Source organism: Alkalimonas mucilaginosa (assembly GCF_036327005.1).
Lineage (GTDB): Bacteria > Pseudomonadota > Gammaproteobacteria > Enterobacterales > Alteromonadaceae > Alkalimonas > Alkalimonas mucilaginosa.
In genome coordinates this window covers 221,105-236,280 of the sequence record NZ_JAUGZK010000006.1, presented here as the reverse complement: position 1 = coordinate 236,280, position 15,176 = coordinate 221,105, and the positions used below count along the sequence as shown (strand labels likewise).

The 15,176-nt window shown below is 55.0% G+C and carries 8 protein-coding genes; 3 read left to right on the top strand and 5 right to left on the bottom strand.

The window, feature by feature from the left end; genetic code table 11:
• Positions 1–14: 14 nt before the first annotated feature.
• Positions 15–665 (bottom strand): hypothetical protein, encoded by a 651-nt coding sequence (locus QWF21_RS10550; protein WP_330088011.1) that lies wholly within the window; start codon positions 663–665, stop codon positions 15–17.
• 940 nt (positions 666–1,605) lie between these two features.
• A complete protein-coding gene (locus tag QWF21_RS10545) occupies positions 1,606–1,947 on the bottom strand; it encodes a hypothetical protein (protein ID WP_330088010.1) in 342 nt (113 codons plus the stop codon).
• A gap of 431 nt (positions 1,948–2,378) precedes the next feature.
• Here QWF21_RS10545 and purL point away from each other — a divergent pair, with 431 nt between their 5' ends.
• The 3 genes from purL to QWF21_RS10530 all read left to right on the top strand — a co-directional run bounded on the left by purL (position 2,379) and on the right by QWF21_RS10530 (position 8,813).
• Positions 2,379–6,272 carry a phosphoribosylformylglycinamidine synthase gene (gene purL, locus QWF21_RS10540; protein ID WP_330088009.1) on the top strand — a complete coding sequence of 1,298 codons (3,894 nt, stop codon included), beginning with the start codon at positions 2,379–2,381 and terminating at the stop codon, positions 6,270–6,272.
• 58 nt (positions 6,273–6,330) lie between these two features.
• On the top strand, positions 6,331–6,687 hold the full coding sequence (locus QWF21_RS10535) for a hypothetical protein (RefSeq protein ID WP_330088008.1): 357 nt from the start codon (positions 6,331–6,333) through the stop codon (positions 6,685–6,687).
• Between the two features lie 203 nt (positions 6,688–6,890).
• Positions 6,891–8,813: a methyl-accepting chemotaxis protein gene (locus tag QWF21_RS10530; protein ID WP_330088007.1), complete on the top strand. Its 1,923-nt coding sequence runs from the start codon at positions 6,891–6,893 to the stop codon at positions 8,811–8,813.
• Between the two features lie 93 nt (positions 8,814–8,906).
• On the opposite strand, the gene QWF21_RS10525 is transcribed toward QWF21_RS10530, so the two are convergent.
• From QWF21_RS10525 to QWF21_RS10515, 3 genes are all read right to left on the bottom strand, one after another.
• Positions 8,907–10,127 (bottom strand): lytic polysaccharide monooxygenase, encoded by a 1,221-nt coding sequence (locus tag QWF21_RS10525; RefSeq protein WP_330088006.1) that lies wholly within the window; start codon positions 10,125–10,127, stop codon positions 8,907–8,909.
• A gap of 60 nt (positions 10,128–10,187) precedes the next feature.
• Positions 10,188–12,842, bottom strand: a complete 2,655-nt coding sequence (locus QWF21_RS10520; protein WP_330088005.1) for a glycosyl hydrolase family 18 protein — start codon at positions 12,840–12,842, stop codon at positions 10,188–10,190.
• A gap of 65 nt (positions 12,843–12,907) precedes the next feature.
• Positions 12,908–15,043, bottom strand: coding sequence for a glycosyl hydrolase family 18 protein (locus QWF21_RS10515; RefSeq protein WP_330088004.1), 2,136 nt, complete (start codon positions 15,041–15,043; stop codon positions 12,908–12,910).
• Between the last annotated feature and the right edge of the window lie 133 nt (positions 15,044–15,176).

The following is a 15,176-nucleotide window of genomic DNA, read 5'->3' as shown; positions in this document are numbered from 1 at the left end:
GGGCGTTCTATAAGTCACGACTGATCCCCACTGAGATCTATCACGCCCATTTGCTGAGCCCTAAACAGCTCGCTAAGGTAATCGTTGTCGCCGCGAGCCCTTTCCTGCAACGCACGCAATTTCATCTCTTGAACGGACGCAAGGAGCCTGGGATGGCTTGTCCAATCACCATCAAATTGGATGTCCAAAGGTATGCTCTGTGAATTCGGCTTGATGAATAGATTATTGAGCAGGTTGATCTGATGGCGCTGCTCCTTTCCATTAACAGAATCTACGTTTCCCGTCGTGCTCGGGTCAATTATTACACTGCCGTTCTTGAGTAGGACTATTTTTCCGTTTGAGATGTCAACGCGCTCCCAGCCCTTCTTGTGACGAAGTAGGTTGGCAATTCTCTTGCTCCTTTCCCTGTGGTGCTGTTCGGTGTTCTTTGGGCACTGCCGGAAGTTCATTCCCCGAACTAGCCTAGCAATGCTCCCGCAACGCTGGAGAAATTCCACGATTGATGTAATGTCCAACTGCCCCGTGTCATGTACGACGGCGAGCCCGTGAGTACCGTAAGCCGCATAGACAGCGCATGACTCGACCTGCTCTGTGTAAATACCCTCTGCATCAGAAGCGGCTTCCGCGAGAAAGCCGCCACCATCCTGTGTAATTTCACGATACAACGTAGATTCCTCCGAACGATGCAACAAAATATTGTGCGACTCTCTTTGCCCAACGCATTGCTCACCGGAAAATTGGGAGCGCCAGCGAGTAATTTTTCCGGTGCAGTAACTTGTTAGCAGCAAACACCGCACTTTCGCGGCCTTGCCGCCACGCGATGTTGACCGAAGCCACTGCACTCATAAATTAAAAAACTAACCAGCCAAGTGTGATACAACGAAATGGCTGGAACCTTAAAACTTGCTACAAGCGGAGCAAATGAACCAGAGAAACAACGCTACCGCCCTCGCCGCCAGCGACTAACCCACAAACTGGCGGACTTTGTGTTTTGGCTTACCGGCTTAGATAACGAAACGCGAGCAATGCCAGAACAGAAAACCTTTACAACCCTAAACACCCAGAAAGCTGCTAACGCCCCGCAGCACGCGCGGCTTTGTAGTGAAGGCGAAGCCGCAACGAAAAAGCCGTCGCCGTGCCTGCGATTGTTAAGTGTTTACTCGAATTCATAGATGAATGTATAGGTGCAGTCACCCAAAGGAGGGCCTGGGCTAAACTTTCCGGCCCTTAACGTCACCATTGCTGACCGTTGAAATGGCTTGCACCTGTCCTCTTCAATACTTGGCCTAATATTAGAAACCTGTCCCGATTCATCCAGGTCGAAAATGAGACCAACGCTACATGCTCCTTCACGAATAACTGTATGCTGGGCATGCAACGAAGCTGGAAATCGGGGAGCATCAACCTCGAGAATTCGATGATCGCATGTCTCTGAGGCAACACTTCCTGCGAATGGAATAAGTAGTGTTAGTAAAAATACTCTGCCCATGGTTGATTACACTTAACGCAAAGCTTTGGGGCGGCTGCAGCGCAGCGTAAGCCGTCCCAGCCACGACAGTGGCGACAATAGCGCCTTGTTAGCAGTGCGTGTGCTGCCACAAATACTTAACTGGAATGCTTTTTAACTAAAAAAGTAAACTTTTGATCGTTAAAGTTAAATTCTGCTGGTTGGTCAAGCTCTAAGACAACCTCTGCTTCGCTTTTGTAAGCCCCACCTGCAAAATCAAAGTTAACTAAAACCTGACTATCTGTTTTTTTACTCACTACAACCGCAAAGCTCTGCACTTGCTCGTTTGAAAAAGATGCACTTTTGCCTTCATCAACACGGAAAACTAGCTCGCCAAAGTATTCTGTACCGGCACTGTAAGAAGCGGAAACGTCATAGGTTTCCGCTGAAACAGCTAGACTCATTCCTAAAGCAACTGCACTGAGTAGTAATTTCTTCATCTTTTACTTCCTTTTAAGGTTGGGGGTTAATTGCACTGCTAACAGCTTAATAGTTTGGAAAATCCCTTCTTTCCCCGCGGGATTCTCCCTTCTTTCTTTTTCAAATTTCTCCAATCTATCGAACTCATGCTGCCTAATCAACAATTTAATTACACTTAAGAAGGTTTCCGTTGAGGAAAGCGGGGATTTTCCATGCAAGTAGCATCTTTACAGGTATTTCACTTACCGCTGATAATGCATACAGTGTTTTTGTGGTGTTTTTCATGTCGCCAAGTCGGCAATAAGCAACGACCACTAAAGAGATTGACGAAGTCGGCTGCTGGTATGGGGGCGGCAAAAGCCGCCCCAGTTGCCGCTCTATCCCTAGACAGCAAATTTCTTTATAATAGCGCGCTCAAATTCCTCGTCGTTCAACCAACGGAAAAAAGCCTATGTTGATCCTGCGTGGTGCACCTGCACTGTCAGACTTTCGAATCCGCAAACTGATGGACCAATGCCAGCGTCTGGCGCTGCCGGTTACGGAAATTTACGCTGAGTTTATGCACTTTGCCGAGCTAAGTGCCGCTTTGACTGCAGAACAGCAGCACACGCTGGAGCAACTGCTGACTTATGGCCCGGCGCTGGCCAGTCATGCCCCGCAGGGCTTGATGCTGTTGGTGACACCACGGCCAGGCACTATTTCGCCCTGGTCGTCCAAAGCGACTGACATTGCCCATAACTGTGGTTTGTCGTCGGTGGTGCGGCTGGAACGGGGCGTTGCTTACTATGTGCAGTGCAGCGAAACCCTGACCATCAGCCAGCAGGACTCATTAAAAGCTCTGCTGCACGACCGGATGATGGAAGCGGTGTTTGATAGCCTGGAAGCGGCCGAGCAATTGTTCCTGCACGGCGAGCCGGCACCACTCAGCTCGGTGGATATTCTGGCCGGTGGCCGCGAAGCCCTGGTCGAGGCCAACAGCAGCATGGGGCTGGCACTGGCCGACGATGAAATCGATTACCTGGTCAGCAACTTCCAGCAGCTGGGCCGTAACCCGAACGACATTGAACTCTACATGTTTGCTCAGGCCAACTCCGAGCATTGCCGGCATAAAATTTTCAATGCCGACTGGACCATCGACGGCCAGCAGCAACCCAAGTCGCTGTTCAAGATGATCAAAAACACCTTTGAGCAGACACCGGATTACGTGCTGTCGGCTTACAAAGACAATGCTGCGGTGATGATTGGCTCGGAAGCCGGTCGTTTCTTCCCGGATGCGACCACCCAGGAATACAACTACCATCACGAGCCGATCCACATTCTGATGAAGGTGGAAACCCACAACCACCCAACCGCCATTTCTCCTTACCCGGGCGCGGCTACCGGCTCTGGCGGTGAAATCCGCGACGAAGGCGCGACCGGTGTGGGTGCTAAGCCCAAAGCCGGCCTGGTTGGTTTTTCAGTATCGAACTTGCGTATTCCGGGCTTTGAACAGCCGTGGGAAACCGATTTTGGCAAGCCAAGCCGCATTGTCAATGCGATGGACATTATGCTGGAAGGCCCTTTGGGCGGCGCTGCCTTTAACAACGAATTTGGCCGACCGAATCTGGTGGGGTATTTCCGTACTTACGAGCAACAGGTCAACAGCCACAACGGCGTGGAAGTGCGCGGTTACCACAAGCCGATTATGCTGGCCGGTGGTCTTGGCAATATCCGTGAAGACCATGTGCAAAAAGGCGAGATGAAACCAGGCTCCAAGCTGGTGGTGCTGGGTGGCCCGGCGATGAACATCGGTCTGGGCGGCGGTGCTGCTTCTTCGGTGGCGTCCGGTCAGTCGGCGGAAGATTTGGACTTTGCCTCGGTGCAACGGGAAAACCCGGAAATCGAACGCCGTTGTCAGGAAGTGATCGACCGCTGCTGGCAGCTGGGCGATGCCAACCCGATTTGCTTTATCCACGATGTCGGTGCCGGTGGTTTGTCCAACGCCTTCCCGGAGCTGGTGAACGATGGCGGCGTCGGTGGCCGTTTTGAGCTGCGCAAAGTACCGAACGATGAGCCGGGCATGTCGCCACTGCAAATCTGGTGCAACGAGTCGCAGGAACGCTATGTGATGGCGATCCCGCCCGAGCGTCTGGCAGTGTTTGAAGACATTTGCCGCCGCGAGCGCGCGCCTTACGCAGTAGTGGGGGAAGCCACCGCCGAGCAGCATCTGGTGCTGTCGGATCAGCATTTTGGCAACACGCCGATTGATTTACCGCTCAATGTATTACTGGGTAAAGCGCCGAAAATGCATCGTGACGTTGCAAGCAGCCAGACGGCCGGCGAGCCGTTGCAACTGGATACCGTGACTGTGGCCGATGCCACCGAGCGGCTGCTGCGCTTACCGACCATTGCCGAGAAAACTTTCCTGATCACCATTGGCGATCGCTCTGTGACCGGTTTGGTGGCGCGCGATCAGATGGTGGGTCCCTGGCAGGTGCCGGTGGCCAACTGTGCGGTCACGGCAGCCTCGTACGACAGCTACCACGGTGAAGCCATGTCGATGGGCGAGCGCACCCCGCTGGCTTTGCTGGATTTTGGTGCCTCTGCCCGGATGGCAGTGGCCGAAGCCATCACCAACATTGCCGCCACCGATATCGGCGAACTGAAACGGATTAAACTCTCCGCCAACTGGATGGCCGCTGCCGGTCACCCGGGCGAAGATGCCGGCCTGTACCAGGCGGTCAAAGCCATCGGTGAAGAGCTCTGTCCGGCGCTTGGCCTGACCATACCAGTGGGGAAAGACTCAATGTCGATGAAAACCCAGTGGCAACAAGATGGCGAGCAAAAAGCCGTTACTTCGCCATTGTCCTTGGTGATCACCGCCTTTGGCCGGGTCGAAGATATTCGCAAAACCGTGACGCCACAGCTGCGCACCGACTGCGGTGACAGCAGCCTGTTGCTGATTGATTTGGGCCAGGGCCAAAACCGCCTGGGTGCCTCCTGTCTGGCTCAGGTGTACCAGCAATTGGGGCAGGAAGTGCCGGATCTGGCGTCGCCAGAGCTGCTGCAACACTTCTTTGATGCGATGCAGCAACTGGTACGTGAGCAGCAAATTCTGGCTTACCACGACCGCTCCGATGGTGGTTTGTTGCTGACACTGGCCGAAATGGCCTTTGCCGGTAAGGCTGGCTTTGACGTTGATATCGCCGCGCTGGGTCAGAATGACTTGGCGGTGCTGTTTAGTGAAGAGCTGGGCGCTGTGCTGCAAGTCAGCAACGACAAGCTGGCGCATGTGCAGCAAGTATTAGCGGATCATCAGCTGGCGGCCTGTAGCCATCTGCTGGGGAGCGTCAGCAACAGCGATGACATTCTGGTGCGTCGTGGCGATGCCCTGGTGTATCAGCAAAGCCGGACCAAGCTGCGCTGCATCTGGGCCGAAACCACCTATCAGATGCAGGCGATGCGGGACAACCCGGATTGCGCGGAGCAGGAATTCGCTGTCAAAGCCGATCAGGCCGATCCTGGCCTTAATACCCGCCTAACCTTTGATCTGAACGCCGATATTGCCGCACCTTACATTGCCAAAGGCGCTGCGCCTAAAGTCGCGATTCTGCGCGAGCAGGGCGTCAACTCGCATCAGGAAATGGCCGCGGCCTTTAACCGGGCTGGGTTTAGCGCCATCGATGTGCATATGAGCGACATTCTGGCTGGCCGGCGTCAATTGAGCGACTTCGATGGCCTGGTGGCCTGTGGCGGTTTCTCCTACGGCGATGTATTGGGCGCCGGTGAAGGCTGGGCCAAGTCCATTTTGTTCAATGCGCAGGCGCGCGATCAGTTCGCGGCTTTCTTTCAACGTGACAATACCTTCTCGCTTGGGGTGTGCAACGGCTGTCAGATGATGTCGAACCTGAAAAGCCTGATCCCGGGCGCCGGGCTGTGGCCCCACTTTGTGCGCAACAAGTCCGAGCGCTTTGAAGCACGCTTTAGCCTGGTGGAAGTGCAGGAAACGCCATCGCTGTTCTTTAGCGGTATGGCCGGTTCCCGCATGCCGATTGCCGTCTCGCACGGCGAAGGCCATGCCGAATTTGCCAATCAGCAAGCCTTTGCTGCCGCCAACGACAGTGGCACCGTAGCGCTGCGCTATCTGGACAACTTCGGCCGTGTGACTGAGCAGTACCCAGCCAACCCGAATGGCTCACCGGCCGGTATTACCGCTTTAACCAGCCGTGATGGCCGCGCCACCATTATGATGCCGCACCCGGAGCGGGTATTCCGCACCGTGGCCAACTCCTGGCATCCGGATGACTGGCAGGAAGACAGCCCCTGGATGCGGATGTTCCGCAATGCCCGGGTCTGGCTGGGCTAATGCTGTGATTGAAAACCCGCGCTGGCGCGGGTTTTTGCTATTTGGGGGGAATCAAAGCATGCAACGAATAGGTCGGGTGTTACGCACTGTGCTGCTGTTGCTGCCAGTGCTGTGGCTGCTTAGCAGCTGCAGCGATGCGGTGCTGGAAGTGCCGATAGCCAAGCTGGTGGCAGAGCCCGAACGCTTTCATGGCCATGTGGTGGTGATCACCGGTCAGGTGCGCTCCTTTGATGAGCCCAGGCATTATTGGCTGGAAGACGATGCCCATCGCAGGGTGGGCATTCACCCGGAAACCCTGGTACAGGATTTGGTCGGGCAGCAGGTTCGGGTGAGGGGCCGCTTTACTGCCAGCCCCAAGGAAGGCCGCCGGATCCAGGTGCATCAATTGATCCGGCTGCCTGAGCAGAGTAATTAGAGAAGATTGAATGGAACTAACGGCAAACCAAAAAGACTTATATCCTCAGTGCAAATTGAGTTGGGTGAAAAAATTGCGTTTGATTTATTAACAACTGAGTGCGTTAATGCTTGTTATGCCAAGTTGCTCTGTTGATTGCAGCTTGGGCCTGCGTTTTAAACGCAGACAAAGTACTAGGATAATGTTTAGCATCAGGACTGCCGATGAATTTACAAAAAAAAATCTATTTGATGTTGGGAGGCTTGATTGCGCTGGTCGCCGTGATTGCAGCCGCAGGCATTTTTTTTAACCAGCGCGTTCAGATGCAGGCAACTGCAGAATCGATACGCCAGGATGCAGTTGCGAATGTCACCTCATTATTGTCTGTTACAGACAGCATCATGTCAGAACGTGTGCGCAGCAGTATGCGTTTATTAATGGAACGCGGTGAGTCATTGGGAGACGCCAGTCAGGGCGGGGCTGTTAGTGTGAATGGGCGGATGGTTGCCGAGCTGTTGCTGGGCGAGCAGGGGCTGGCGAACCGTTTCGAGTTGGTCGATGGTGTTACCTCTGTAATGGGAGGTACTGCGACGCTGTTTTCCAGAAGCGGTGATGATTTTGTGCGCGTATCCACCAATGTGATCAATCAAGGCCAGCGAGCCATTGGTACCCTGCTGGATCCTCAGGGGGCAGCCATTCGGGCTAACCGGGAAGGCCGTGCTTTCTATGGACAGGTGGATATCCTTGGAAACCCTTTTTTGACAGGGTATGAACCGATTCGCAATGCTGCGGGTGAAGTGATTGGGATCTGGTATGTGGGGTATTCGGCAGATTTACAGTCCTTGCAGGAGGTGATTCAGCGCACACACATTCTGGAGCAGGGGTTTATTGCTTTGCTTGATGGACAAGGGCGTGTCCGCTTGCATTCCGGTCATATGGATGCGGAGGAAGTTAGCAGTATCCTTAAGGCTCCCGGCCATTGGCATGTAGAAACTTCGACCTTTACACCCTGGGGCTATCAGATTGCCACAGGCATCTCGACCCAAGAGGTCCGGTCAATCGCCCTGGCAAATTCTGTGAAAGCCGTGTTGGTGATCATGGTTGCAGCCTTGCTGATTATGATGGTACTGGGTGCTTTGATTCGGCGTCAGGTGATTGTACCGATCAATCAGACGGTGACTGTGCTCTCAGGGATTACTGAAGGCGAGTCTGATCTGACCCAGCGCTTTAATTCAACAAGCCAGGACGAAATCGGAGCGCTTGGGCGTGGCTTTGACCGTATGCTGACGCGCCTTCAGGAGATGGTTCGCAGTATTCGTCAGTCCATGCACAGTGTGGTTCAGTCGCTGGAATCACTGCATCAGCGAGCTGCTAGTTCTGTATCGGCGGCAGATCAACTGGATAGTGAAACCGAGCTGGTCGCGACCGCTATCAACGAAATGGTGTGTACGGCTGAAGGTGTAGCTGTACATGCTCAACAAGCCGATCAGGCGACCCAGGATGCAAGCCAGCGTGCTGAGGCGGGGAGTTTGTCTTTGGAAAAGCTGAGTCGCAATATTACGGATCAGTCCTCACACAGTCAGAGTTTAATTGGTGTGACTGAAGAGTTACGCTCTGCCAGCGAGGCTATTTTTTCAGTCCTTGAAGTCATACGGAATGTGGCAGAGCAAACCAATCTGCTGGCGCTGAATGCGGCAATTGAAGCTGCCCGTGCCGGAGAACAAGGTCGCGGTTTTGCAGTGGTTGCGGATGAAGTCCGTGGGCTTGCGGGTCGTACACAGCGTTCTACAGATGAAATCCGTGTCATGATCGATCGTCTGGACAAGGGGGTGAGTCAGGCGGTTGAACTTATGCAGGATAATCAGGCGCTGGTCAATACCAATGTTGACCTGGTCGCTGAGGCTGGTGAGTCATTCCGGGCTATTGTCACCAGTTTGAATGGAGTGCAGCAAGTAACGGCCGAGATTGCCAGTTCTGCAACAGAGCAAAGCCAGGTTGCCGGCGATATTAACCAGAACATCGTTCGTATTCGGGATCTGGCCACTCATAACCTGAACACACTTCGTGAGGTCGATGCATCAACTGTTGAGTTTCAGCAGGCATTTGAGCAGATAGAATCCCAGGTGGGCCGCTATCGAATTGATTAAGGGGCCGCTTTACTGCCAGCCCCAAGGAAGGCCGCCGGATCCAGGTGCATCAGTTGATCCGGCTGCCTGAGCAGAGTGACTAAAAAACGCCGCTTAGAAAGCGCAGATCTTGGTCCAGCTTTCGTCCGAGCCCGGTACCGACTGAGTCCACCAGTTGGCACGGTACAGCACCTGCTGGTGTTGTACCAGATCGCCAGACGCTGCATGGCTGGGGTTACCCGCCCAGTCGTTTTGTGGCCAGTTCGGATAGGCCGGAGCCGTGGCCGGATCATGACCCTGGCAGTCATCCGGCACCGGATCGGTTTCACCGGCCCGGATATCCAGATTCACAAAGTAGCTGTTATCCGATAAGTAGAAACGATTGCTGGCTAAATCCGGGCTAAGCTGCACGCTGTTGTTGCTCAGCACCCCAATCTGGATCAGCGAGCCGTGCTGGGCATTAACCTGATTGGCGATATCAAAGGCCCACTGCTGCGGCAACTGCGCGGCATTGATGGTCCAGCTTTGGTCCAGCAATTCCTGACCCTGGCTGTCAAACACCCGCAGCTGGGCGCTGTCGCCTGCCGCCACCGGGATTTGCAAATCAACAAAGGCGCCTTTATCAAACCAGCTTGGCGGTGGATCGACCGGATCGCTGCCGCCACCACCGCCGGTAAAGAGCAGATCCGAGCAGTTGTAAAACCCTTCACCGACCACATCGTTGCGCTGCCAGCGGGTGTACAGAATGGCTGGACCGGAGCGGTCTTGTGGCAAGGGCACATCGAAGAAATAGTAGCCAGCTTCGGCTGGCGTATTGCCGGTTTCATAAATCAGTTCGAGATCGTCCCAGTGCAGCGGACGGGCCGCCGGATCAATGCCGGGTTTGGTCAGGTAAAACTGCCAAAAACTCGGGTTGTGCGGCGTAGTGGCGCGAAAACGTACCGGCAACACCGGGGTTTGTGCCAGATTGATTTCGGTTTTTTGCCAGTGACTGGAGGCGATGTTCATGCCGGCTTTGCGATCATCATTGGCTGCGCACAGGGTGCCGTCTGGAATGGCGGCCCGCACTGCAGCCATGTTGTGGTAATCACGGATATTGATGGCAAACTCATGGTGCTGGGTGTACATGTAACCGCCGGATTGCTGAAAAGCGGCGCGACAGGCCAGGTTCGGCACACCGGAGCCATCGGCCGGCCACCAGTAGCCACCATCTTCTTTGCAGATTTGCTGACGGGCCTTGGGGTATTCGACGTAGCCATGCGCCAGCAAGGCCGGGCTGGCCAGCAAGGTGGCGATGGCCAGCAGTCGTCGGGATTGGGTGATGACATGGTTCATGGAGTTTCTCCTTATGGTTGTAATGCGGGGCCAGGCCCCGCTGTTGGTTTTGTGCAGCACTTAGAGGCTGCAGATCAGGGTCCAGCTACCATCAGAGCCAGGTTGTGAGTTGGTCCACCAGTTGGCCCGGTAGACACTGCCCTGATACGACAGGTGATCACCACCCAGCGCATGGCTTGGATTGCCGGCCCAGTCGGTCTGCGGCCATTGCGGCCAGGGGTGGATAGGGCTAATACCACCACAGCCTTCACCCGGGCCGCCATTGCCCGGATCGCCAGGCAATTCGGTCAGCTGCGGCAGCTGCGGGTATTCCTGGCTAAAGGCGTAAGACTTGCCAGCCAGTTCAATGCGCCAGCCGGTTGGCGTTGGCATTGGCAACTGGTAATTCAGCGTCAGCTCCAGACTTTCTCCGGGAGCCAGAGCCAGATAGCCAGGCAGACTGAACTCGGCCCGATGGAAGGGGTGCTGCAAGCCACCAATGTTGTTGCCGCTGGCATTGCGGCCACTGTCGATGATGCTTAAGCCAAAACCACTTTGATCGCTTAAACTATCCGGAATAGCAGTGGGCACCGAAAAGCTGATGGCACTGCCGCCAGGCAGGGTCAGTGTGCTGTGGTTGGTCAGTGTCAGGGTGGGGTTGATCGGGTAGTTCTGATCGCCCAGTTTAAAGTTATCGATGGTAAAGCGCAGATCGATGGCCTGCTCAGACAACGGCAGCTCGGAGCGCAAATGACCATAAGGAGAGGCCGATTGGAAGCTGTGGTAGAAAATCGAGGTCAGGGTATCGCCAAAGAAATACTCGCCGCGATCGCTGTGCCAGCTGTAATCACCGGCCAGTTCCCAGAACATCACGCCACCAATCTGCTGATCAATCACGTATTGCGCTTTGGTGGCAATGCTGAGTTCGTCTTCAATCGATAAGAAGACTTTTTTCTCGTTATTCCACAGCCAGGGCGCCACTGCGACCGGCTCGTAGTGATGCTGGTAGCTGCCAATCAGCTGGTGTGCCGGGTTGGTGGCCGGATCCAGCCCATAATCCTCCAGGTAAGAGCCGACAATGCCTTGCTGCAGGTTGCGTAAATGCCACAAGGGGTTGGAACCGGCCGGGATTTCCTGGCCCTGGGTATCCAGATCGTGCCAGAGGTTATCAATGCCGACGGCGCCATCGCCACAGCGGCTGACGGTGCTGCCACCGGTGCCCGGTGGGCATTGGCTCTGATCGGGTAAGGATGCCGTGCCCCAGAGGCCATGATGACCGCCTTGCACCCGTTGCCAGCCGCGGCTGTAGTAAGGGATACCAATGTTGATCCGACCCGCCGGCAGGGCGCCTCGGTAGTAATGGAAGGCCCAGTCGGTGTTCAGGTAACCCAGTTGCTGGTACTGAGCGGCACTGTAGTAATTCCAGGCCACCAGCTCAGCATCTTCACCGGTATCAAACAAGGCGGCATTGGGACCGACAAACTGATTCCAGGAGCCATGCAGGTCGTAGCTCATCACATTGATAAAATCGAGGTATTGTAAGGCATCAAACACCTCCATACCGCGCAGCAGGTAGGCCGATGACGGTACCGCCATGGTCAGTTGGTAGTGCATGCCATCTTCGACACTGGCTGCATCCAGGTACTGGCGCAGCACCCGCATCAGCTCGACAAAGGAAGCATTTAAGGCACCGCGCAGTGGGTTGGCAATGTGAAAGTCATCCGGATTGCCGGCGTCGGTCATGCTGGTCGGGTACTCGTAGTCGATGTCGAGACCATCGAACTGGTACTGACGTAAAAACGCAACCGCCGACTCGGCAAAGGTATGGATCCCGGCGTGATTGATGCTGCCGTCCGGGTTGGTGGTCATGCTGTAAAAGCCACCACTGGCAATGCGATCGCCATTGGCATCAAAGTAACCACCGGTTTCGGCCCAGCCACCGACTGCAATCAGGGTTTTGACATGGGGGTGTTCGGCTTTGTAGCGGTTCAGCAGATTGAAATGGCCCTGATAGGGCAGGTTCGGATCCAGCTCGGCGCCCGGCACATCCGGCCAGCTCATACCGGTCGAGCTGTTGTTCGGATCGGTGACATCGCCAACTGAGATGCGGTGGTTGCTGTCGACATGGGCAAAAGCGTAGTTAATATGGGTTATCTTTGACCAGGGGATATCGGAGGCCAGATAAGCCGGTTGGTCGTTTTTGCCATGACGCCAGCTGGTAAAATAGCCAATAATGCGCCGTGGGTGATTCGGGCTGATGAGCTCAATGCCGAGCTCGTCGTAGATGGTGCAGTAGGGCACTTCCAGCCCTGGGGTTTGGTAAAGACCATCTGGCCGGCAGGGGGTATCGCCTGGATGGGGCTCTACCGGATCCACTGGGTCTACTGGATCAACTGGGTCGACGGGGTCTACCGGGTCTACTGGGTCTACTGGGTCTACTGGATCAACGGGGTCCACCGGATCGACTGGGTCAATGGGGTCTACAGGATCAACCGGCTCCGTGCCATCACACTGGCCAAGTAGCGTCCACTCCTGCCAGGGACCGGAATGCTGAGCTGGGCTTTGGCCCTGAGTCCACCAGTTGGCACGGTAGGCCTGTTGCTGTTGTTGTACTTCAGTACCGCTGGCGTAGGCTGTGGCATCCTGCCAGGTTGGCAGTGCGCTGCAGTCGTAGCCCAAAGCGGATGCACTGAGCAATGCCGCCAGGCTGGTTAATGCATATGGAATAGGTTTCATTGTTCGTTCTCATTATTCTGAATGTGATAAAGCCCGCTGAAACGCGGGCTATGGCTTATAGTGAGTTACTGCTCTGAGTGGCCCAGGCCCTGATGCATCGAATTCAGGATGGCGCCGTTATCGGCATCAATTTCCCAGGCGAAAATGCCGCCCAGTTGATGTTGCAGAATGTAACTGCCTTTTTCCCGCACCGAGCGCTTGGTATCCAGGCTGATCAGGGTATTGGTCGCTGGGTTCCAGACATAGCTGGCCTTGGCTTCATCATCCCAGCCGACGGTAAAGCCGTTGATACCAGTGGCTTCAGGCCCACCCATAAAGTTGGTTTCAATGGCTTTGTAATCCATAATGCCGCGCTCCCAGCCACCGGTGATGCCATCGCCGCCGGTGCCGGTAAAGGGGTTGCCAGCTACCACGCCACTGACGTTGGTCCAGCCGCGGCCATACATGGCAGCACCGAGCGCGATTTTTTCTGCTGGTACCCCACGGTTGAGCAGGTATTGCACGGCTTCATGGGCAGAGAAACCGTCGATCGGTGAGTTGTCGGATGGGTACAAGCCGGTCATATGGCCCAGGGTACCGCTCCAGGCACCGTAGTAGTCGTAGGTCATCAGATTGATGAAATCCATGTACGGGTGCGCATCTTCCCAATCGACTACACTGAGTTTCTGTACACCACCACTCATGGCTGCTGCCAACTCGTATTCACGGCCGGTTTCCAGACTGAGTGCATCCAGCGCTTCACGCAGTTCACGCATCAAAATGGCAAAACCGGCACCGTCTTGCGGGCTACCCAGCTCAGGCAAAGCGCCACCGCCACCCGGGAATTCCCAGTCGATGTCAATGCCATCGAAGAAATCGTAGGTGCGGATAAAGTCGATCATCGACTCGATAAAGACGGCTCTGGCTGCTGGATTGACGCCAATGTCGTACAGCGGATCGGACAGGGTCCAGCCGCCCACTGAAGGCAGAATTTTGACCTCAGGATGGGCCCGTTTTAACCGGTACAACTCGGCAAAAATACCGCGAATGGGTTGATCCCAGCGATCGCCCGGGTAGGATTTTTCCAGCGCAGCAAATTGATCGTGCACCACCACGCTGTAATCAGCTTTACCACGGCACTGGGCATTTAAGGCGGCATAGCCCTCAGGGTTGGCCTGACGCAGCGATTCATTCGGGCCACAGACCGGAATAAAGCCATAGTAAATATGGGTCAGGTTTTCTGCCGGGATATCGGCCACATGGTAATTGCGACCGTAGATGCCCCATTCCACGAAGTAGGCGGCCACTTTTTTGCCGCTGGTGTTCTGGTAGCTGCGGTTGCGCTCCTTCAATGGGTGCGGCCAGTAGGTCATGTCCAGATCGGTCCAGGGATCAAAGTCTGGATTGGTACCGCCACCTCCGCCGCCACCGCCTGAGCCTGCGGAGACGGTCACGGTGGTAGCATCGCTGTCAGTGCAGAGCAGGGCGGTGCTGCTTTGCTGGCAGAGGCTGATTCTGTATTGGTACTGGCCGGTTTGGCCGACATTCACCTGCAGACTGCCACTTTGTGCCTGTTGGCCATTGGGCGTCAGTGCAGCGCTGTGGATCACGGTATCATCCTGCTTTAATTGCCACAGATTGCCGTTATTACCCCACCACATATTCCAGCTGATGGTAAAGCTGGCGTTACCATTGATCATGGATTGATTGCTATCCAGCCAGGCAATCACTGGTTTGGCGGGAGCCGCTGGATTCACGGGTTCAGGTTCGACCGGGTCTACTGGGTCAACCGGATCTACCGGATCTACTGGGTCCACAGGGTCTACTGGATCCGAACCGCCACTGCCACTGACCTGAATGGTGGTGATGCCACTGGGTTGACAGTTTTCGGTAGCACCAGTAACCAGACAAAGTTGCACTTGCAACTGGTAGCTACCGGGCTGGGTGAGCGTCAGGTTGGCCTGGCCGCTTTGTGCTTGCTGGCCATTGGGTGTGAGCGCTGCACTATAGACAACGCTGTCATTTTTTAGCAAAGCCCACTTATTGCCGTTGGTTCCCCACCACATATCCCATTGTACAGGGATGGTGACAGCGCCGTTTTGTAGCTCGAACTGGCTTGGCATCCAGCTGATATTTGGGGTGCCAGGTGTGCTGGCAAAGACTGAGTTGCTGACAAAAAGCAAGGAACCGGCCAGACAGAGCTGGCTCAGACGATATTGCATGGTGTCCTCCAATAGAGATTGGTTATTTTTATGACTGCCTTGAAGCAGTTTAGTATCAACATGCTTGAACGAATGTCTGCCTGACGGACGGCTCCCTTGTTGCAAATGACGTTGAGTGGCATGTCCGAACTAA

Coding starts and splice junctions, on each gene's coding strand:
- QWF21_RS10545 (WP_330088010.1), bottom strand. CDS start 1,947: ATGAAGAAATTACTACTCAGTGCAGTTGCTTTAGGAATGAGTCTAGCT.
- purL (WP_330088009.1), top strand. CDS start 2,379: ATGTTGATCCTGCGTGGTGCACCTGCACTGTCAGACTTTCGAATCCGC.
- QWF21_RS10535 (WP_330088008.1), top strand. CDS start 6,331: ATGCAACGAATAGGTCGGGTGTTACGCACTGTGCTGCTGTTGCTGCCA.
- QWF21_RS10530 (WP_330088007.1), top strand. CDS start 6,891: ATGAATTTACAAAAAAAAATCTATTTGATGTTGGGAGGCTTGATTGCG.
- QWF21_RS10525 (WP_330088006.1), bottom strand. CDS start 10,127: ATGAACCATGTCATCACCCAATCCCGACGACTGCTGGCCATCGCCACC.
- QWF21_RS10520 (WP_330088005.1), bottom strand. CDS start 12,842: ATGAAACCTATTCCATATGCATTAACCAGCCTGGCGGCATTGCTCAGT.
- QWF21_RS10515 (WP_330088004.1), bottom strand. CDS start 15,043: ATGCAATATCGTCTGAGCCAGCTCTGTCTGGCCGGTTCCTTGCTTTTT.